General features: G+C 66.3%; 19 protein-coding genes. 16 read left to right on the top strand and 3 right to left on the bottom strand.

Annotated elements, in window-relative coordinates; genetic code table 11:
* Positions 1–8: 8 nt before the first annotated feature.
* On the bottom strand, positions 9–296 hold the full coding sequence (gene gatC, locus ACNSTU_RS06745) for an Asp-tRNA(Asn)/Glu-tRNA(Gln) amidotransferase subunit GatC (protein WP_290633860.1): 288 nt from the start codon (positions 294–296) through the stop codon (positions 9–11).
* A gap of 268 nt (positions 297–564) precedes the next feature.
* On the opposite strand from gatC, the gene ACNSTU_RS06740 reads away from it, so the two are divergent.
* From ACNSTU_RS06740 to ACNSTU_RS06690, 11 genes are all read left to right on the top strand, one after another.
* On the top strand, positions 565–1,608 hold the full coding sequence (locus tag ACNSTU_RS06740) for a rod shape-determining protein (protein WP_091645919.1): 1,044 nt from the start codon (positions 565–567) through the stop codon (positions 1,606–1,608).
* Between the two features lie 179 nt (positions 1,609–1,787).
* Positions 1,788–2,702, top strand: a complete 915-nt coding sequence (mreC, locus tag ACNSTU_RS06735) for a rod shape-determining protein MreC (protein WP_290633858.1) — start codon at positions 1,788–1,790, stop codon at positions 2,700–2,702.
* Positions 2,702–3,190: a rod shape-determining protein MreD gene (gene mreD / locus ACNSTU_RS06730; protein WP_290633820.1), complete on the top strand. Its 489-nt coding sequence runs from the start codon at positions 2,702–2,704 to the stop codon at positions 3,188–3,190. The genes mreC and mreD overlap by 1 nt, the downstream gene beginning before the upstream one ends.
* A 2-nt stretch (positions 3,191–3,192) precedes the next feature.
* Entirely contained in the window at positions 3,193–5,076 is a 1,884-nt protein-coding gene (gene mrdA, locus ACNSTU_RS06725) for a penicillin-binding protein 2 (RefSeq protein ID WP_290633819.1), read from the top strand.
* Positions 5,069–6,196: a rod shape-determining protein RodA gene (gene rodA, locus ACNSTU_RS06720; protein ID WP_290633817.1), complete on the top strand. Its 1,128-nt coding sequence runs from the start codon at positions 5,069–5,071 to the stop codon at positions 6,194–6,196. The genes mrdA and rodA overlap by 8 nt, the downstream gene beginning before the upstream one ends.
* A 79-nt stretch (positions 6,197–6,275) precedes the next feature.
* Positions 6,276–7,274, top strand: a complete 999-nt coding sequence (gene mltB, locus ACNSTU_RS06715) for a lytic murein transglycosylase B (protein WP_290633815.1) — start codon at positions 6,276–6,278, stop codon at positions 7,272–7,274.
* Complete coding sequence (locus tag ACNSTU_RS06710) at positions 7,274–8,209, top strand: septal ring lytic transglycosylase RlpA family protein (protein WP_290633813.1); 936 nt, start codon at positions 7,274–7,276, stop codon at positions 8,207–8,209. Before mltB ends, ACNSTU_RS06710 begins: the two co-directional genes overlap by 1 nt.
* 119 nt (positions 8,210–8,328) lie before the next feature.
* Positions 8,329–9,477 carry a D-alanyl-D-alanine carboxypeptidase family protein gene (locus tag ACNSTU_RS06705; protein ID WP_290633811.1) on the top strand — a complete coding sequence of 383 codons (1,149 nt, stop codon included), beginning with the start codon at positions 8,329–8,331 and terminating at the stop codon, positions 9,475–9,477.
* 73 nt (positions 9,478–9,550) lie between these two features.
* Positions 9,551–9,823, top strand: a complete 273-nt coding sequence (locus tag ACNSTU_RS06700) for a YbeD family protein (RefSeq protein WP_290633809.1) — start codon at positions 9,551–9,553, stop codon at positions 9,821–9,823.
* Positions 9,820–10,458, top strand: a complete 639-nt coding sequence (lipB, locus tag ACNSTU_RS06695; RefSeq protein ID WP_418212189.1) for a lipoyl(octanoyl) transferase LipB — start codon at positions 9,820–9,822, stop codon at positions 10,456–10,458. Before ACNSTU_RS06700 ends, lipB begins: the two co-directional genes overlap by 4 nt.
* A 94-nt stretch (positions 10,459–10,552) precedes the next feature.
* Positions 10,553–10,984: a PaaI family thioesterase gene (locus ACNSTU_RS06690; protein WP_290633807.1), complete on the top strand. Its 432-nt coding sequence runs from the start codon at positions 10,553–10,555 to the stop codon at positions 10,982–10,984.
* Here the strand turns inward: ACNSTU_RS06690 and murU are convergent.
* Together murU and ACNSTU_RS06680 are read right to left on the bottom strand one after the other, a co-directional pair.
* Positions 10,981–11,649, bottom strand: coding sequence for an N-acetylmuramate alpha-1-phosphate uridylyltransferase MurU (murU, locus tag ACNSTU_RS06685; protein WP_290633805.1), 669 nt, complete (start codon positions 11,647–11,649; stop codon positions 10,981–10,983). The two genes, ACNSTU_RS06690 and murU, sit on opposite strands and share 4 nt — an antisense overlap.
* Before the next feature lie 26 nt (positions 11,650–11,675).
* A complete protein-coding gene (locus tag ACNSTU_RS06680) occupies positions 11,676–12,677 on the bottom strand; it encodes an aminoglycoside phosphotransferase family protein (protein WP_290633803.1) in 1,002 nt (333 codons plus the stop codon).
* A 172-nt stretch (positions 12,678–12,849) separates the two neighbouring features.
* Between ACNSTU_RS06680 and ACNSTU_RS06675 the strand changes: the two genes are divergently transcribed.
* From ACNSTU_RS06675 to ACNSTU_RS06655, 5 genes are read left to right on the top strand one after another with little or no spacing between them, the layout of a single operon-like run.
* Positions 12,850–15,174: an LPS-assembly protein LptD gene (locus ACNSTU_RS06675; RefSeq protein ID WP_290633801.1), complete on the top strand. Its 2,325-nt coding sequence runs from the start codon at positions 12,850–12,852 to the stop codon at positions 15,172–15,174.
* Between the two features lie 23 nt (positions 15,175–15,197).
* Complete coding sequence (locus tag ACNSTU_RS06670; RefSeq protein ID WP_290633799.1) at positions 15,198–16,496, top strand: peptidylprolyl isomerase; 1,299 nt, start codon at positions 15,198–15,200, stop codon at positions 16,494–16,496.
* 3 nt (positions 16,497–16,499) lie between these two features.
* A complete protein-coding gene (gene pdxA / locus ACNSTU_RS06665; RefSeq protein ID WP_418212188.1) occupies positions 16,500–17,516 on the top strand; it encodes a 4-hydroxythreonine-4-phosphate dehydrogenase PdxA in 1,017 nt (338 codons plus the stop codon).
* Positions 17,513–18,298 carry a 16S rRNA (adenine(1518)-N(6)/adenine(1519)-N(6))-dimethyltransferase RsmA gene (gene rsmA, locus ACNSTU_RS06660; protein WP_290633796.1) on the top strand — a complete coding sequence of 262 codons (786 nt, stop codon included), beginning with the start codon at positions 17,513–17,515 and terminating at the stop codon, positions 18,296–18,298. Before pdxA ends, rsmA begins: the two co-directional genes overlap by 4 nt.
* 47 nt (positions 18,299–18,345) lie before the next feature.
* Positions 18,346–18,777, top strand: coding sequence for a universal stress protein (locus ACNSTU_RS06655; protein WP_290633794.1), 432 nt, complete (start codon positions 18,346–18,348; stop codon positions 18,775–18,777).
* Positions 18,778–19,059 lie beyond the last annotated feature (282 nt).

Here is a 19,059-nt window from a genome sequence, read left to right as displayed (position 1 = left end):
GTTGGAGATTATTCGATGACGCGCGGCACCAGATACAGGCCTGCTTCCACCTGCGGTGCGACGGCCTGGAACTGCTCGCGCTGGTTCTCTTCCGTGACCGCATCTTCACGGAGGCGCTGCGGCATCTCCAGCGGATGCGCCAGCGGCTCCACGCTGTCGGTCTCCATGGCATTCATGGCGTCAACGAAAGAGAGAATGTCGGAGAGATTGCGCGCATACTCCGGGAGATCGGCCTGATCGACCTGCAGCCGGGCGAGATGCGCGATCTCGGTGACTTGCTCGTTACTCAGGGACATGGCTTCCTCGAAACGGCTCTCGGGAAAACCGGAATTGTCGGCCAATCGCCGCTCGATCGCAAACGTGAACACGTCCACAAACGCCGAAATTCGCGGGTTTCAGGCCAATCCCTCCGCTTGCCGCCGCCTGGGCACACTGATAGATTAGCGGCCTTCTTGCGCTTGACATCGCGATGATTCCGCGGCCGACGGAACGGGACGGCCGCGCAGAAATAAATTCCGACGCGAATCAGGCGTTTTCATCGGGACAGGATACCGGGACCCAGCAATGTTCAAGGGCGTTCGTGGACTCTTCTCTAATGACCTCTCCATCGACCTCGGCACGGCGAACACGCTGATTTATCTGCGTGGCCAGGGCATCGTGCTCAACGAGCCGTCGGTGGTTGCCATCCGCCAGGATCGTGACGGCGGCCCCAAGAGCATCGCGGCTGTCGGCATCGAGGCGAAACACATGCTCGGGCGTACGCCTGGCAACATCCGCGCCATACGGCCCCTGAAGGACGGCGTCATCGCCGACTTCACCGTCACCGAGAAGATGCTGCAGCACTTCATCAAGAAGGTGCACGAAGCGCGTTTCTTCAAGCCCAGCCCGCGGGTACTGGTCTGCGTTCCCTGCGGCTCCACCCAGGTGGAGCGCCGCGCGATCAAGGAGTCGGCCGTGGGCGCCGGGGCACGCGAGACGTACCTCATCGAGGAGCCCCGGGCGGCCGCCATCGGCGCCAACATGCCGGTGGACGAGGCGCGCGGATCCATGGTGCTGGATATCGGCGGCGGCACGTCGGAAGTCGCGGTGCTGTCCCTGAACGGTATCGTCTACTCGGCATCGGTGCGCATCGGCGGCGACCGCTTCGACGAGGCAATCATCAACTACGTGCGCCGCAACTACGGCATTCTCATCGGTGAATCCACGGCCGAGCGCATCAAGCACGAAATCGGCACGGCCTTCCCCGGCACCGAGGTGCGGGAAATCGACGTCAAGGGCCGCAACCTCGCCCAGGGCGTGCCGCGTAGCTTCACCATGAACAGCAACGAGATCCTGGAAGCCCTTCAGGAACCGCTTTCCGGCATTGTCGGTGCCGTGAAAACGGCCCTGGAGCAGACGCCCCCGGAACTGGGTGCGGACGTGGCCGATCGCGGCATCGTGATCACCGGCGGCGGGGCATTGCTGCGCAACCTGGATCGGCTCATTATGGAAGAGACCGGGCTGCCGGTCGTGGTCGCGGATGACCCGCTGACCTGCGTAGCCCGTGGCGGCGGCCGCGCACTGGAACTCATGGACGAACAGGGTCTGGACCTGTTCACCGTCGAGTAACCGGCTGCCGCGTTGACGGCCCGATACACGACTGCCGAAGCGTTCGACCTCGTACTAGTGAACTGATTCACGGACGATTTCCTCGTGACAGTGCGAATCTGTTGGCACTGGCCGGTCGGCGGCAGAAGCCGTATCGGGTGCAAGTGTATGACAGCTTCTACTGACGGACGGGCAGCGACATCAAACCACTATTCGCTCAGGGCCCATCGGCGACGACGCGACTGATCCTGCTGGTATTGCTGTCAGCCGGACTCATGTCGCTCGACCACCGTCAGCACCTGACGGAACCGGTGCGCTCGGCTATTCAGACGACGGTCCACCCCGTCCACTACGCCGTCAACGTGCCTTTCGATCTGTTCGGCTTCGCCGCCGAACGGCTTGCCAGTCGCTCGGCGCTCATTGAGGAGAACGCCCGCCTGCGGGACCAGCAACTGCTCAATGACGCGCGCCTGCAGCGGCTGGATCAGCTCGAGCGCGAGAACATCCGGCTACAGGGGTTGCTGGGTTCGGCTTACGAGGTGGAAGAATCGGTGCTCATCGCCGAACTCATGCGGGTGGACCTGGATCCCTACCGACACCTGCTCCGGGTGGACAAGGGCACGCGCAGCGGCGCCCGTACCGGGCAGGCGGTCATCGACGCCAACGGCATCATGGGGCAGGTGGACAGTGTCAGCCGCTCCAGCGCCGTGGTACGCCTGATTACCGACCCGAGCCACGCGATTCCGGTAGAAGTCAACCGCAACGGGCTGCGGTCCATCGCCGTGGGCGGCGGCAACCTCCAGGCGCTGGACCTGCCCCACCTGCCCAACAACGCCGACGTCGAGGAAGGCGATCTGCTGATCTCCTCCGGGCTTGCCGGGCGGTTTCCGCGCGGTTACCCGGTGGCAGAGATCACGGAAGTGGAGCGCCGGCCCGGGGAAGCCTTCGCCCGCGTGACCGCAAGGCCGCTGGCACAACTGGACCGAAGCCGGGAGATGCTGCTGGTGCGCACGCGTGAGCGCCAGGATCCGGACGAGGACCTGGATGACGACGAGATGGAGCAGCTGGACGAGATCCAGGAGCTTGAGGATCTGGCCCGGGAGGAGGCGCGCTGATGGCTTTGGCGGCCCGCCAGGGGGGTGGCGTGATCTTCGTCAGCATCATCGTGGCGTACGCGCTGACGATCATGCCGCTGCCTGACTGGGCACAGCCGGCACGGCCCGCCTGGGCGGCGCTGGTCCTGATCTACTGGTGCATGGCGGTGCCCCATCGCGTCGGTGTGGTGTTCGCCTGGCTGGTCGGGCTCGGTCAGGATGCCCTTCAGGCAACCTTGCTCGGCCAGCACGCGCTGGCCTACGCGTTGATGGCCTACCTGGTGCTCCACCTGCACCAACGAATCCGCGTCTACCCACTGCCGCAGCAGGCGGGGATCGTATTGCTTCTGCTGCTGCTGGTACACGTGGTCCAGGCCTGGATCAGCGGCCTGGCCGACCGCCCCACGCCCGGGCTCGCGTACTGGCTGCCGCCGCTGGTGGGCACGCTGCTGTGGCCCTGGGTATTTGTTGTCATGCGCGGCGTGCGGCGCCGCTTCAGTGTGCAGTAACCATGGCCAGCAACGGCAACGCCGACCAGAACCAGCTCCATGACAAGGGCCAGGAGAAGCGCCAGTTCACCCGGCGATCCTTCATCGCCGGCGCCGGCGTACTGGTTCTCATGGGGCTGATCGGCGGCCGCATGGGCCAACTGCAGGTCGCGGGGCATCAGCGCTACTCCAGCCTGTCCCAGGCCAACCGCGTGAAACTGGTCCCGATCCCGCCCAACCGCGGCCTCATCTACGACCGCAACGGCGTGCTGCTGGCGGAGAACCGCCCGAACTTCCAGTTGCTGGTCACCCCCGAGCAGGTCCAGGACATGGAGGACATGCTCGCGCACCTGACCCGCACCATCGACATCTCCGACACGGAGATCGACCGCTTCCGCCAGCTCAGGAGTCGCTCGCGCAATTTCGAGGCGCTGCCGCTCAAGGTCCGCCTCACGGAGAAGGAGGTCGCCGCGTTCGCCGCCAACCGACACCGCTTCCCCGGCGTCGAGGTGGAGGCGCGACTCAGCCGCCATTACCCGCACGGCGAGCACGCCGCTCACGCCATCGGCTATGTCGGCCGCATTAACGAGCGCGAGCTGGCACGGGTGGATACACGCCGCTACGGCGGCAGCAGCCACATCGGCAAGAGTGGCACCGAACTCCAGTTCGAAGAGCGACTGCACGGGCACGCCGGCCTGGAGCGCGTGGAGACCAACGCGCTGGGGCGGGTCATCAAGCCACTCGGGCGCCGGGCGCCCGACCCGGGCGATGACATGGTACTCACGCTGGACTCCCACCTGCAGCGTGCCGCCGAGGACGCCCTGGGCGACGAGTCCGGTTCGATCGTGGTGATGGACGTACACAACAGTGATGTTCTGGCGCTGGTCAGCAAGCCATCGTTCGATCCGAACATCTTCGTCAACGGTGTGGATCGCGCAACCTACGCCGCGCTACAGGAAGACCCAGACCGGCCGCTGTTCAACCGTGCCGTGCGCGGCCAGTATCCACCCGGGTCGACCATCAAGCCGTTTATCGGGCTAGCCGGCCTCGAGGCCGGGATCTTCGACCCCGAAGACACGATTTTCTGCCCCGGCCATTACTCCATCGACGACATCGACCATCGTTGGCGCTGCTGGCGCCGGCAGGGTCACGGTGACATGGACTTCGCCGATGCCATGAGCCAATCCTGCGACGTGTACTACTACAAGCTGGGCTACGACCTCGGCATCGACCGGATGTCCGCGTTCCTGGAGCGGTTCGGTTTCGGCCAGCGCACCGGGGCAGGGATCCCCGGGGAGCGGACGGGCATTCTGCCGTCACGGGAGTGGAAGCGCGCGGCACGCGGTGAAGGCTGGTTTCATGGTGAGACCATCATCACTTCCATCGGTCAGGGGTATTTCCTGAGCACACCACTGCAGCTCGCCCACGCCATGACGGTTCTCGCCAATCGGGGTCATGCCGCGCCGCCGCGGGTTCTGCGCGCAGTCCACAGCGCGAGCACCGGCGAGACCTACGAGACCGAGGTGCCAGAACGGGAGCAGATCATCGCGCTGGCCCAGGAAGAGCTCTGGGATGTGGTGCACGAGTCGCTGGTGGACGTGGTGCATTCCAGCCGCGGCACCGGACGCGGCATCAACACCAACATCAACTACCGGATCGCCGGCAAGACGGGCACATCGCAGGTTTTCAGCCTCGGCCAGGATCAGGAGTACGACGAGGAGGAGGTTCAGAGGCGCCTGCGTAACCACGCCCTGTTCACCGCCTATGCCCCGGCTGACGATCCGCGCATCGCCGTCAGCGTGCTGGTGGAGCACGGCGGCGGCGGCGGCGCGGTCGCGGCACCGGTCGCCCGGAAGGTGATCGACGCCTACCTGCGCAACGTGACGGCGGAGCCCGACGATGTCTGAGCTGGCGAGCCAGGTGACGCCGCGCGGGAGGCAGTCCATCATGCAGCGCTTCCTGCATCTCGACGTGCCGCTGGTCACCGCCCTGCTGCTGCTGTCCCTGGCCGGTCTGGCAACGCTCTACAGCGCCACCAACCAGTCCATGGACGCCGTCCACAACCAGCTCATCCGCATGGGCGTGGCGTTCGCCGGCATGATCGTCATGGCGCAGATCCCCCTGGACACGCTTCGACGCTGGACGCCGTGGGTGTTCCTCGGCGGCCTGGTCATGCTGGTGCTGGTGCTGCTGGTCGGCACCACCGGGCAGGGCGCACAACGCTGGCTGGATCTCGGTCTGTTCCGCTTCCAGCCCGCCGAGCTGATGAAGCTGGCGATCCCCATGGCGGTGGCCTGGTATCTGAGCATGCGCGCGTTGCCGCCAACGCTGAGCCAGGTGCTCCTGGCCACGATTGCCATCGCCATGCCGACTGCACTGATCGTGCTGCAGCCCGATCTGGGCACGTCATTGCTCGTCAGCGCATCGGGGTTTTTCGTGCTCTTTCTCGCCGGGTTGCGCTGGCGCCTGATGCTCACCGTGCTAGTCGCCATGGCGGCCCTGGCTCCGGTCTTCTGGATGTTCCTGATGCGGGAATACCAGAAGCAGCGTGTCCTGACCCTCTTCGACCCGGAACGGGACCCGCTGGGCACGGGCTACCACATCATTCAGTCCACCATCGCCATCGGCTCCGGAGGCATCTACGGGCGCGGCTGGCTGAACGGCACCCAGTCACAACTCGAGTTCCTGCCGGAGCGCCACACCGACTTCATCTTCGCCGTATTCGCCGAGGAGTTCGGACTTCTGGGAGTCTTGCTTCTGCTGGCGCTCTATCTCTTCATCATCGGCCGTGGCATGTATATCGCCGTGAATGCCCAGGACACGTTCAGCCGCCTGGTCGCCGGCAGCCTTACCCTGACCTTCTTCGTCTACGTGTTCGTCAACATGGGCATGGTCTCCGGCCTGATGCCGGTAGTCGGGCTGCCGCTGCCCCTGGTGTCGTACGGCGGCACATCCATGGTGACGATGATGGCCGGCTTCGGTATTCTCATGTCGATACACTCCCACCGGAAGATGTGGGCGTCCTGAGCAGCGCCATTGTGTCGCCGCAACACGACGATCACCCGGTGGTCAGCGCCACCGATCACACTGGAAGTACGTGGACCTCATGCACAGACTCGCCACCCGCGTCACCCTGATGCTGGCCGCCCTGGCCGCCACCACCGGCACGGCCGCCGACACCCCCAACACCGTTGACGCCACTGCCGTCCAGGCATTTGTCGACGACATCACCAGCGAACACGGGCTCGAACGGTCGGACGTGGAAGCCCTGCTCGGCGACGCCCGCCATCAGCAGGACATCATCGACGCCATTCGCTCGCCGGCAGAAGCGCTGCCGTGGCATCGCTACCAGCGGATCTTTCTGCAGGACGACCGCATCGAGGAAGGCGTCACGTTCTGGAACGAACACAGCGCCATTCTCGATGGCGTACACGACGAATTCGGCGTGGATCCGGCGGTGATTGTCGCCATCGTCGGCGTGGAAACCCGCTACGGGCAGCATCCGGGCCAGCACCGGGTGCTGGATGCCCTGTACACCCTCGCGTTCGACTACCCGCCTCGCGCCAGCTTTTTCCGCAGCGAACTGGAGCACTTCCTGCTCCTTGTCGACGAGGAAGGGCTGGACCCGCACGACATCCGCGGTTCCTACGCCGGGGCCATGGGCATGCCGCAGTTCATTTCCAGCAGCTACCGCCATTACGCGGTGGACGGCAGCGGCAGCGGGCAGCGCGACCTGATGAACGATACCGAGGACGCCCTGGCCAGTATCGGCAACTACTTCCGGGAGCACCGCTGGCGCCCGGGCGAGCCGGTTGCCTCGCCGGCTCACGTGGAAGAGGGCGTGGATACGGAGCCCTTCCTGGGTGACGGACAGCGCCCGACCACAACCATCGGCGAGCTGCGTGCCGCTGGCGTCACGCCGGAAGCCGACTACGCTGATGACGCAGAGGCGGTGCTGCTGGAGCTCGACGGCCCGAAGGGCACGGAACACTGGGTAGGGCTCTACAACTTCTACGTCATCACCCGTTACAACCACAGCCCGCTCTATGCCCTGGCAGCGTTCCAGCTTGCCGAGGCCATCCGTGATCAACGAGGGACCGACTGATGCCACGCCTTCTCGTCATCGCCGCACTCGGCCTGTTCCTCACTGCATGCGCCACCGCGCCCCTGGACGAGCCAGACGACGATACAGACTACGGCCCGGACACCCCGCCCGATCTGAGCGGCCTGGACGAACCCGAGCCCCAGGATGAACCGCTCAGCCGCTACGGCAACCCGGCGACGTACGAAGTGTTCGGGCAGCAGTATCAGGTGATGTCGTCCGAGGACGCCCGCGGTTTCACCGAGGAGGGCATTGCCTCGTGGTACGGAAAGAAATTCCATGGGCGCCGCACATCCAGCGGCGAGCCGTACGACATGTACACGCTGACCGCCGCCCACACGCAGCTGCCCCTGCCCACTTACGTGCGGGTCACCAATCAGAACAACGACAAGTCGGTGATCGTTCGGGTCAATGACCGCGGCCCGTTCGCCGACAACCGAATCATCGATCTCTCGTACGCCGCCGCCGATAGAATCGATATGGTCGACGACGGCACCGCGCCCGTGCGGATCGAGACGCTCAGCAACACCTTCGACCCGGACAATCCGCCCACCACCGCAGAGGACAACGGCGGTGAGCAACAGCAGGCGGAGTCCGAGCCCTCGGAACCTTCCTCGGAATCGGCTGTCACTGCATCGGCACGGGACGTACCCGATCGGCCAACGGCGGAGGACGACGAACCCGAGTCGGATGCGGCGGACAACGGCGCCACGGACGCCGGCTACCTGCTTCAGGTGGGTGCGTTTTCCGAGCGGGGGAACGCGGAGGCGCTGAAGGAACGCTTGACGGCGGACGGCATCCGTCCGGTGGCAGTCTCGGAAAGCGATGGCGTCCACAGGGTGCGCGTCGGCCCGATGGATAGCCGCGAAGCGCTGGACGAGGCGGCCAATGCGTTACAGAATGCCGGCTTCCGCGACAGTCACGTCATCACCAACTGATTCTAGCGTCGTCATCGGGTTACACTGCAGCGGATGCTGACCGACGTGCTACTCTGCCGCGCCTTTGAAGCGGCCGCCTTCGGTGGCCGGCAAGAACTTCTTAACCGGATGAAATGAACATGCGCCAGCGCCTGTTAGCCCTGATGCTGCTCCTGCCTTTCCTGGCGGCCTCCTCTGCCCTGGCCGACCGGCCCTCCGTGCCGACCCCGGCACCACCGTCCATAGGAGCCCCGAGCTACATCCTGATGGACAAGGACAGCGGTCAGATCCTGTCAGAACGGGATCCGGACGAGCAGCGCGAACCCGCAAGCCTGGTCAAGCTGATGACGGCGTACGTGGTGTTCAGCGAGATCAGTGAAGGCCAGCTCGATCTCGACGAGGAAGTGCCCATTAGCGAACAGGCCTGGCGCATGGGCGGCTCCCGGATGTTCTTGGAAGTCGGCCGCCGCGTGGCGGTGGAAGACCTGCTCCGGGGCATGATCATCCAGTCCGGTAACGATGCCAGTGTGGCACTGGCAGAGCATGTCGCCGGAAATGAGGACACGTTTGCCCAGCTCATGAACCAGTACGCCGAGCAACTGGGCATGGAGAACACAAACTTCACCAATGCCACCGGCTGGCCCGACCCGGACCAGCTCACCACAGCCCGGGACATCGCCCTGCTGGCCCGGGCGATGATTGACGATTTCCCCGAGTTCTATCAGTTCTATTCGGAGCGGGAATTCACGTTCAACGACATCACGCAGCGCAACCGCAATTCCCTGCTCTGGCGCGACGACAGCGTGGACGGCCTGAAGACGGGTCACACGCAGAGCGCCGGGTACAACCTGGTGAGTTCGGCGGAGCGCGACGACATGCGGCTGATTTCCGTGGTCATGGGAACCGACAGCGCGCGGGACCGCATGCAACAGACACAATCACTCTTCGGCTACGGCTTCCGGTTCTTCGGCACCTATCGGCTCTACGACCACGACACCGCCCTTGCCGAACCGAAGTTGTGGCGCGGCGGAAGCGACACCCTCGCCGTGGGCCTGCACGAGCCGCTTTACGTGACCATCCCCCGCAGGGAATACGACAACATGGAAGCCACCATGCACCTGCGCTCCACCATTGTCGCGCCGATCTCACGCGGCGACGAGATGGGCACGCTGGAAGTCACTATTGGCGATGCCACCATCGCCGAGATCCCACTGGTTGCGCTCGAGGACGGTGAAGAGGGCGGTTTCTTCGGCCGGGTCATCGACGACATCATGCTGCGTTTCCAGTAACCCCCTGCCCGGTCTGCCAGCGTCGACCGACGCTGGTAGACTGGGGGTAGCACTTGCCAGACAGGCTCCCGCAATGAGTACCCAAGACGACGAAACCCTGCTCGAGTTCCCTTGCGATTTCCCCATCAAGGCCATGGGTCCGGCGGATCCGGGATTCGTGCTGCACGTGCTCGAGTTGGTGCGGGCGCACGTGCCTGACGTGAGCGACGATCAGGTGAGTACCGCCTCCAGCAGTCGCGGCACCTACGTCTCGGTCACCGTGACGGTCACCGCTACCAGCAAGCGCCAGCTGGACGCCGTGTACCAGAGCCTGCATGCCGATGACCAGGTCGTCATGACGCTGTGAACACCCCGTCGGGCCACATCCACTGGCGGGAACTCGGACGGGTTCCCTATGAACCGACTTGGCGCGCCATGCAGCAGTTCACGGAAGAACGCACGGCGTCCACGGCGGACGAGTTGTGGCTGCTGGAGCACCCCCCGGTGTTCACGCAGGGTCTTAACGGGCGTGCCGAGCACCTCATCAAACCCAGTGACATCCCGGTGGTGCCGGTGGATCGGGGCGGCCAGATCACCTATCACGGCCCCGGCCAGGCTGTTGTCTACGTGCTCGTGGATGTGCGGCGGCGCGGTCTCGGCATCCGCCGCCTGGTGTCCATCCTCGAGTCCGCCGTGGTCACCGTGCTCGCCGCTCACGACGTCGACGCCTACCCGCGCGCGGAGGCGCCCGGCGTCTACGTCGACGGCGCCAAGATCGCCTCCGTGGGCTTGCGGGTGCGCCGCGGGGCCAGCTATCACGGTCTGGCCCTGAACGTGGACATGGACCTCGCCCCGTTCTCGCAGATCAATCCGTGCGGGTACGCCGGCCTGCCGGTGACCTGCATGCGTGATCTCGGCATCGACCTCCCGCCCGCAGAAGCAGCCCGGGCCGTGGCAGGTGAACTGGAGCGGGCACTGTCCGCTTTTCCGCCCTCAAACTGAACAGGTGATTGGCAATCCGGTGGCGGATCAGGCTAATCTGTGTTCCGAACGAAAAATAACACTGTCATGGAAACAGCATGGAAGGGCGGGCCTGATGCCGAAACTCAATGCCACGGAACTGGAGCAGTTACTGCACGAATCGTTTCCGGAAATGCGCAAGGACACCTGGCGGGTGGAGCACGTTGAAGACGGATTCGTGCGCATCCGCATGCCGTTTCATCCGTCGAATCTGCGACCGGGCAACACGATCTCGGGGCCGGCGCTGATGACACTGGCGGACACCACCATGTACGTGGCCATTCTCGCGGTCATCGGGCCGGTGATGATGGCGGTGACCACGGGGCTGAACATCAATTTCATGCGCAAACCCGGCGCCGGCGACATCATCGCGGAGTGCCGGCTGCTCAAGCTTGGCAGCCGGCTCGCCGTGGGCGATATCGCCCTGTACGCCGACGGCGAGGACGAGATGGCTGCGCACGCCACATGCACCTACTCCATCCCGCCCCGCGATCAGCGCCCTGACTAGGACGAGCCGCTCAACCGGCCATTGAGCGCCTCCAGCCGCTCGGGTGTGCCCACGTCGCACCATTGTCCGCGAAAGCACTCGCCCGAGACGCGCCCCTGCTCCGCCGCGTCGCGAAGCAGGGGCGCGAGCCGGAATGCGCCACCGAGATGCCCCCGGAACAGCGCCGGATCATAAACGCCGATGCCACTGAAGGTGAGCCGCTCGCCGCCGGCATTCACCACCCGCCCCCGGACCAGGCCGAAGTCGCCCTCGCCGTTGTGCTCGGGATTCGGCACCAGCACTAGATGCGCCAGCCCGTCCATCGGTTGCAGCAATGGCGCCGGGTCGTAGTCGCACCACACATCGCCGTTGATCACCAGGAAAGGGGCACCCCCGAGGAGCGGCAGGGCCCGCGCGATCCCGCCGCCGGTCTCCAGGCCCCGGTCACCCTCGCGGGAGTACTGCACGCGCACGCCCCAGCGGCCGCCATCGCCCACGTACTCCGCGATCCGCTCGCCCAGCCAGGCGAGATTGATTACCACGTCGCTGACGCCGGCGCGGGCCAGCCGCCGCAGGTGCCACTCGATCAGCGGGCGGCCCGCAACGGGCAGCAGCGGCTTCGGCGTGTGGTCCGTAAGCGGCCGCATTCGTTCGCCACGGCCGGCCGCCAGTATCATCGCTCGCATCACGCCCCTCCTCTTCGCGGCCACCGTCACCCGTGCGCCGGCGCGCGCTCGTGCCAGGCCTCGACCAGATCCACCAGTTCCAGCAATGCCGGCTCATCGGCGGCCGCCCGTTGCAGGTAGTCGCGGAAGCGGGGCGCGTCCTCCAGGTAACGGGGCTTGCCGTCGCGATACCGGATGCGGGCGAAGATGCCCATTACCTTCAGGTGGCGCTGCACTCCCATCCAGGTGCAGTCGGACCAGAACGCCGCCGCCGATCGCGGCACGGGCACGCCCGCGGCCGCGGCCTGCTCGTGATAGTACGCCAGCCACCCCCGCTCCTGCTCCTGCGGCCAGGACAGAAACGCATCTCTGAGCAGGCAGATCACGTCGTAGCTCACCGGTCCCTCCACGGCATCCTGGAAATCCAGAATGCCGGGCGACGGCTGGCCCGGCATCAGATTGCGCGGCATGTAATCGCGATGCACCCACACCCGTGTCTGCGCCAGCGACCGCTCCACGAGCGCGTCAAAGCACCGCTCCAGGGAGCGGCGCTCCGCCCCGGTCGGCGTCACCCGCAGGTGCTCCGCAAGGTACCAGTCCGGGAACAGACGCAGCTCACGCTCCAGCAACGCGGCGTCATAGCGCGGCAAAACGCCCGGACGACTCGCGGCCTGCCACGCCACCAGCGCGTCCAGCGCCGACCGCATGAGGGCGTCGGCGTTACCCGGGTTCAGCACGTCCAGATAGGTCTGCGTGCCCAGGTCCGAGAGCAGCAGGAATCCCTGCTCCAGGTTCTGCGCCAGCACGCGGGGCGCGTTGAGACCGGCCTCATGCAACAGCGCCGCCACCTTGACGAACGGCCTGCAGTCCTCGTGCTGCGGCGGCGCATCCATCACCACGCGCGACACTCCGTCAGCCTGCAGCCGGAAATAGCGGCGGAAGCTGGCATCGGATGACGCCGATTCGAGCGGCCCCTCCGGCAGCCCCTGAGCCCGGAGCCACTGCTGCAGCTGCTGCAGCCGCGTATCCGTGTCGGCGGAATCGTTCATGGGGATTGTCCTTGCTCACCGGTGAGCGGGAATTGTGCCCCAGCACGCCGCCGCGTGCGAACAGGTTTGCCGCAACGCCCCTTGTGTGCGAGCTTATACGGCCCCGGCCGTGCCGCCCGGGACGCATGGTCGCCCCGACCCACGAAGACGCCGACGCAGGGATACCGCACGCGTGCCACTCGCGACACCCGCCATCAGGAACGGCCTCGTTGCCGCAGCACTGGTCACGGCCGTCGGCGTTCAGCCCCTGGGCGCCGACTCCGGCGACGACAACCCGCAGTGGCCGCTACTGAGCGGCGACAACGGCCGCTGGGCCGGCTGTATCGCGCCCATGGACGGCGCACAGATCGGCGCGACACGCTCGGCGCCATCCCGTGAAGGGGCGGAGGCCATCGTGGACGCGGACACGCTGGACTACGACGGCGGCGTCGGCGTCTACAGCCTGCGCGGCAATGTGGAACTGGAGCGGGCCGATCAGCGGCTGCGGGCCGATGCCATGCGTTTCGACGAGCGCGAACAGCGCGCCGACGCCCTGGGCGACCTGCGTTACCGCGAGACCGGGCTGCGGCTTGGCGCGTCGCAGGGGTTTCTGCTGCTCGACGACGATACCGGCGAGATGGACCAGGTGCGCTACCTGCTTCCGGAAACGCTGACCCAGGGCGAAGCCGACCGCATCCAGTTGCTCGACGCCGGCGTCTCCATGGCCCACGACACCACCTATTCCACCTGCGAACCCGGCAACGAAGCGTGGATGCTGCGGGCGGACCGGGTGCGGCTGAATCGCGACACCGGCACCGGGGAGGCCTGGCACGCGCGCCTCACGGTGCGTGACTTCCCGGTGGCGTACACGCCGTACGTCAACTTTCCCATCGACGACCGGCGCAAGAGCGGCCTGCTTCCCGCGACCCTGCGGCAGTCGGATCGCAGCGGCACCGACATCACCGTGCCCTACTACTGGAACATCGCCCCGAACTACGACGCCACCCTGGCGCCGCGTTACCTGAGTCGGCGCGGGTTCATGCTGGGCGGCGAATTCCGCTACCTGCAACCGTCGTTCTCGGGGGAAGTCGACGGCAGCTACCTGCCGGAAGATGACCGCACCGGCGAGGACCGCTGGCAGTTCGGGCTGGATCACCGGCACCGCTTCAGCCCCAACGTCCGCGGTGACCTGCAACTGGCCCGGGTCAGCGACGATCAGTACTTCCGCGATTTCGGCGACAGCCTGCGCACCTCGACCACGCGGCACCTGCGCTCCCGCGGCCGCCTGCGCTACGACACCTACAGCCTCTCAGGGGTCGCATCGGCGGAGATCTACCAGACCGTCGACCCCGCTCTGGGCCGCACCCAGCGCCCTTACCAACGACTACCGCGCCTGGAGCTCGATCACCGCCCGGACGATGGCCCCCTGGGGCTGCGCCTGGAGACGGACAGCGAACTGGTCCGCTTCGACCACCCGACACCGGACGAACGCATCACCGGCGTGCGGGCAGACATCGCGCCGCGTCTGTCGCGCCCCTTCGTCGGGCTCGCCGGGTTCTTCACCCCGGCAGTCACGCTGCGCCACACCCAGTACGACCTGGACAGCGCCTCCAATGCCGATTCCGACAGCCTGGACACCACCGACAACGAGAACCCGAGCCGCACGGTGCCTGTTGCCAGCCTGGACACCGGGCTGGTGTTCGAACGCCACTTCAGCGCCTTCGACCGCCCCCTGCGACAGACCCTGGAGCCGCGCCTGTTCTACCTGTACGTTCCCGAACGCGACCAGTCGGAGCTGCCGTTGTTCGACACCGGCGAGGCCGTCCCCGGGCTGTTCCAGTTCTTTTCGGAGAACCGCTTCAGCGGCCGGGACCGGGTCGGTGACGCCAACCAGGTCACTGCGGGGCTGACCAGCCGCTTTCTCAGCCGCGAGACCGGCCAGGAATTCCTGCGCCTGGGCGTGGCCCAGGTGCGCTACTTCGAGGACCGAAGGGTGATGGTGGACAGAGACCCCCGCCCCCAGGACGAGCGGGACTACTCCGACGTCATCGCCGAGGCGCGGGCCACGTTGCCGAACAACCTGCGGGCCAGCACCGAGATTCAGTGGAACCCGGATACCGAGCGCACGTCGCTGAGCGGCGTGCGCCTCAGTTATCAGCCACGGCCGGACAGCATCATCACCACCAGCTACCGGGCCCGGCGGGACATCGACGATGACCTGGAACTGGAGCAGCGGGACATCAGCGTGGCCTGGCCGGTCCATCCGCGCTGGCACGTGCTTGGCGGGTGGCGGTACTCCATGCTCGAGGATCGAACACTGGAAAGCTTTGGCGGTCTACAATATCGCGATTGTTGCTGGAGTGTCAGACTGCTCGGTCGCTATTACCGGGAAGAGCCGGAAGTCGAGCCGGAACGCTCGATCATGCTGCAGTTCGAGCTGCGCGGCCTCGGTTCGCTGGGTGACGACATCCAGGGCTTTCTGGAAGACTCCATGTTCGGATACGGCAGGCGGAGGTAACGGGATTGATGGATCGGCACAACATGCTTCGACCAACCGGCCCGGGGCTGGCAGTCCTGCTGCTGGTCACGTGGCTTCTCTCCGGGGCCGCACCGGTCGCGGCACAGACACTGGACCGGATCGTCGCAGTGGTGAATGACGACGTCATCCTGCACTCGGAGCTGGAGGCCGAAATCGCCACCGTGCATCAGCGCATGCAGGCCCAGAACCGGCAGCCACCCCCGCAGGATGCGCTGGTGGACCAGGTCATGGAACAGCTGATCATGGAGCGCCTGCAACTGGCGCAGGCAAACCGCATGGGCATTGGCGTGGACGACAACACGCTCAATGCAGCCGTGCAGCGCATTGCCCAGCAGAACAACATGAATCTGCAGCAGTTCCGCCAGGCCGTGGCCCAGGAAGGCATGGACTTTGCCCGGTTCCGCGAAGACCTGCGCACGGACATCAAGCTCCAGCGGCTGCATCAGCAGCAGGTCCAGCGCCAGATCGAGGTCACCTCCCGCGACATCGAGGAATTTCTGGAGAGCCGTGCGGGCCGCTCCGACGACATGGAGTTCCGGGTAGCTCACATTCTGCTGAGCCTGCCCGAGGGCACCGACCCGGAGGCCGCAGAGGAGGTCGAGGGACGCGCGGAAGAGCTGCTGACACGGCTGCGTGACGGCGGCGAGGACTTCGCCACCGTTGCCGCCGAGACCTCGGACGCCCAGGACGCCCTGGAAGGCGGTGACCTGGGCTGGCGCCAGGCCGGCGAGCTGCCGAGCATGTTCCAGGATGAAGTCATGAGCCTGAACAGCGGCGAGATTGCCGGCCCGATCCGCAGCTCCAGTGGCATTCACATCGTCAAGCTGATGGACAGTCGGTCGTCCGATCAGGAGATTGTCGAGCAGACCCGCGCCCGGCACATCCTCATACAGCCCAGCGAAGTGGTCAGCCGCGAAGACGCGCGCACCCGCCTGGCAAGCCTGCGGGACCGCATCGAGCAGGGGGAGTCCTTCGGCGATCTCGCCCGTGCGCACTCGGACGACCAGGGCTCCGCATCCCAGGGCGGCGAGCTCGACTGGGTCAGCCCCGGGCAGCTAGTGCCGGAGTTCGAGGAGACCATGGACAGCCTGGAGCCGGGCGAGATCAGTGAACCGTTCGAGACCCAGTTCGGCTGGCATATCGTGCAGGTCCAGGAGCGGCGCGAGCACGACAGCACCCAGGAGCGCCGGCGAGCCCAGGCGGCGCAGCAGATCCGCGAGCGTCGCAGCGAGGAGACCCTGGAGAACTGGCTGCGTGAACTCCGCGACGATGCCTACGTGGAAGTCCGCCTGGACAACTGAGCCATGACGCAGCCTGCCCCGGTCATTGCACTGACGGTCGGTGAACCCGCCGGCATCGGCCCCGACCTGGTTGTCAGCCTGGCAGCCCGGGGTGAGCTGGCGGACGTGGTCGCCGTTGGCGACCCGGATGTCCTCCGCGACCGCGCCGACCGGCTTGGCATCGGCCCGATTCAGATGCACCGGCTGCCAGGGCCCGCCAGCCCGCTGCAGCCGGATGCGCTGAACGTCCTGCCGGCGCCAGTTGCCAACCCGGTGACGCCCGGCACACTGGACCCGACCAACGGTCCGGGGGTGGTGGAAATGCTGAGGCTGGCCGGAACCGGGGCGCAACGGGGCGATTTTGGGGCGGTGGTCACGGCGCCGGTGCAGAAGAGTGTCATCAACGACGCGGGCCTGCCCTTCTCCGGGCATACGGAGTATTTTGCCGAACTGACCGGGGCGCCGATGCCGGTGATGATGCTCGCTGCCGGCGGCCTGCGCGTTGCCCTCGTCACCACGCACTTGCCCCTGCGCGATGTGGCCGACGCGATCACCACCGAACGCCTGACGGCGGTGTGCACGATTCTGGAGCACGATCTGCGACGGGTGTTCGGGCTGTCCGACCCGCGCATTCTGGTCTGCGGCCTGAACCCCCATGCCGGCGAAGACGGGCATCTTGGCCGTGAAGAGATCGAGATCATCACACCGGCACTGGACGCCATGCGTCGGCAGGGTCTGAACCTGCACGGGCCATTGCCCGCCGACACCCTGTTCACCCCCGAACATCTTGAGGGCGCCGACGCCGTCCTCGCCATGTACCACGATCAGGGGCTGCCCGTTCTCAAGCACGCCGGTTTCGGCGAAGCGGTGAACATCACCCTGGGCCTGCCCATCATCCGCACCTCGGTGGACCATGGCACGGCGCTGCCCCTGGCAGGCACCGGACGGGCCCGCACGGGCAGCCTCAGCGCCGCGCTGGCCGGCGCGCGGGACATGATTCACCGGGCCCGGTACGGCAACACGGACCCGGCCCCGGCATGAGCACGAGCCACCGCCCGAGAAAGCGCTTCGGCCAGAACTTCCTGCACGATCGCCACGCCATCGATCGCATCGTCGCCGCCATTGCCCCCAAACCCGGTGACGCCATCGTCGAGATCGGCCCTGGTCGTGGCGCACTCACGGTGCCGCTGCTGCGCGCCTGCGGCACGCTCGAAGCCATCGAGATGGACCGCGACCTGATCGCCACGCTGCAGGAAACCTGCGCGCCGCACGGCACCATCCGGCTGCATCAGGCGGACGCCCTGTCCTTTGACGTACGCCGCTGCCACGACGGCACCGAGCTGCGCCTGGTGGGCAACCTGCCCTACAACATCTCCACACCGCTGATCTTCCACCTGCTCGACACCGCGTCCGCGATCCGGGACATGCACTTCATGCTGCAACGTGAGGTGGTGGACCGCATGACGGCCGCACCGGGGAGCCGCACCTACGGGCGCCTGTCGGTCATGACCCAGTATCACTGCCAGGTGGAGCGCCTGTTCACTGTCGCCCCGGGCGCGTTTCATCCAGTGCCGGCCGTGGAGTCGGCCATCGTCCGCCTGACCCCCCACGCGCCCGGCGAGACCAGCGCGGACGAGGCCCGGCGGCTGGCCCGCGTGGTCGCCACGGCGTTTGCCCAGCGGCGCAAGACCGTCCGCAAGACACTGCGCGGCCTGCTGGATGAAGACGCCCTGGCGCGGTGTGGCGTGAACCCTGGCAGTCGCCCGGAACAACTGGGGCTGGCGGCGTTCCGGCGCCTGGCGGCGGAGCTCTCGCGTCCATAGCCCTGGCACCCCTATACTGACGGCGAACCCCCAGCAGGGAGACCGCGGTGACGCCGTACAACACCATCCTTCTGGCCGTCGACTTCACTCCGGACGCCAGCCGCATCGCGGCGCGGGCCCGCCAGCTTGCCTACGCCAGCGACGCAGCACTGCACTTGATTCACGTGGTGGAACACATCCCCATCGACGCGGCCGGCGAGTTTCTCGGCCCGCCCCAGGCGGAGTTGCATCAGGAGATGGTCACCACGGCGGAGGAGCGCCTGCTGGAGTATGCCCGCGCAGAGGGGCTGGAAACCGCGCAGCGGACTGTTGCCGCCGGCTACACCAAGCAGGAGATTCTCGAACACGCCGAAAGCATCGCCGCCGACCTGATCGTGGTCGGCAGCCATGGCCGGCATGGCCTTGCGCTACTGCTCGGGTCGACGGCCAACGCCGTTCTGCACGGCGCACCCTGCGACGTGCTCGCCGTCCGCCTCTAACACGCGGAGCGCGTGGCGACCTGTCAGAGCACCACCAGCAGCACGCCCACGACAACGGCAATCGCCAGCATCAGCAGCGGATCGGGCTTTCTGAAGTGATTGTTTTTCATAAGCTTGACTTGCTTTCTCTTATGCCCTGTCCGGATCCGTTTCCGGTCACGGGTTCTATTCTTGGTATCGGCAGCGAATCGCCCTGCTTGAGTCTCCGCTCAATGACCGGGCCTCGTGATCGGGACGCATCGCCCACCCCGGTCGGCCGATCAGTTTCTCAGATCAGCGATG

Origin of the sequence: Aquisalimonas sp. APHAB1-3 (assembly GCF_048323695.1) — a bacterium.
Taxonomy (GTDB): Bacteria; Pseudomonadota; Gammaproteobacteria; order Nitrococcales; family Aquisalimonadaceae; genus Aquisalimonas.
The sequence above is the reverse complement of the archived record's forward strand: the minus strand, read 5'-3'. Positions and strand labels throughout refer to the sequence as shown.

Coding starts and splice junctions, on each gene's coding strand:
- ACNSTU_RS06700 (WP_290633809.1), top strand. CDS start 9,551: ATGAGTACCCAAGACGACGAAACCCTGCTCGAGTTCCCTTGCGATTTC.
- mltB (WP_290633815.1), top strand. CDS start 6,276: ATGCACAGACTCGCCACCCGCGTCACCCTGATGCTGGCCGCCCTGGCC.
- rsmA (WP_290633796.1), top strand. CDS start 17,513: ATGAGCACGAGCCACCGCCCGAGAAAGCGCTTCGGCCAGAACTTCCTG.
- rodA (WP_290633817.1), top strand. CDS start 5,069: ATGTCTGAGCTGGCGAGCCAGGTGACGCCGCGCGGGAGGCAGTCCATC.
- ACNSTU_RS06705 (WP_290633811.1), top strand. CDS start 8,329: ATGCGCCAGCGCCTGTTAGCCCTGATGCTGCTCCTGCCTTTCCTGGCG.
- mreD (WP_290633820.1), top strand. CDS start 2,702: ATGGCTTTGGCGGCCCGCCAGGGGGGTGGCGTGATCTTCGTCAGCATC.
- mrdA (WP_290633819.1), top strand. CDS start 3,193: ATGGCCAGCAACGGCAACGCCGACCAGAACCAGCTCCATGACAAGGGC.
- ACNSTU_RS06670 (WP_290633799.1), top strand. CDS start 15,198: ATGCTTCGACCAACCGGCCCGGGGCTGGCAGTCCTGCTGCTGGTCACG.
- ACNSTU_RS06690 (WP_290633807.1), top strand. CDS start 10,553: ATGCCGAAACTCAATGCCACGGAACTGGAGCAGTTACTGCACGAATCG.
- ACNSTU_RS06680 (WP_290633803.1), bottom strand. CDS start 12,677: ATGAACGATTCCGCCGACACGGATACGCGGCTGCAGCAGCTGCAGCAG.
- gatC (WP_290633860.1), bottom strand. CDS start 296: ATGTCCCTGAGTAACGAGCAAGTCACCGAGATCGCGCATCTCGCCCGG.
- ACNSTU_RS06710 (WP_290633813.1), top strand. CDS start 7,274: ATGCCACGCCTTCTCGTCATCGCCGCACTCGGCCTGTTCCTCACTGCA.
- murU (WP_290633805.1), bottom strand. CDS start 11,649: ATGCGAGCGATGATACTGGCGGCCGGCCGTGGCGAACGAATGCGGCCG.
- ACNSTU_RS06740 (WP_091645919.1), top strand. CDS start 565: ATGTTCAAGGGCGTTCGTGGACTCTTCTCTAATGACCTCTCCATCGAC.
- pdxA (WP_418212188.1), top strand. CDS start 16,500: ATGACGCAGCCTGCCCCGGTCATTGCACTGACGGTCGGTGAACCCGCC.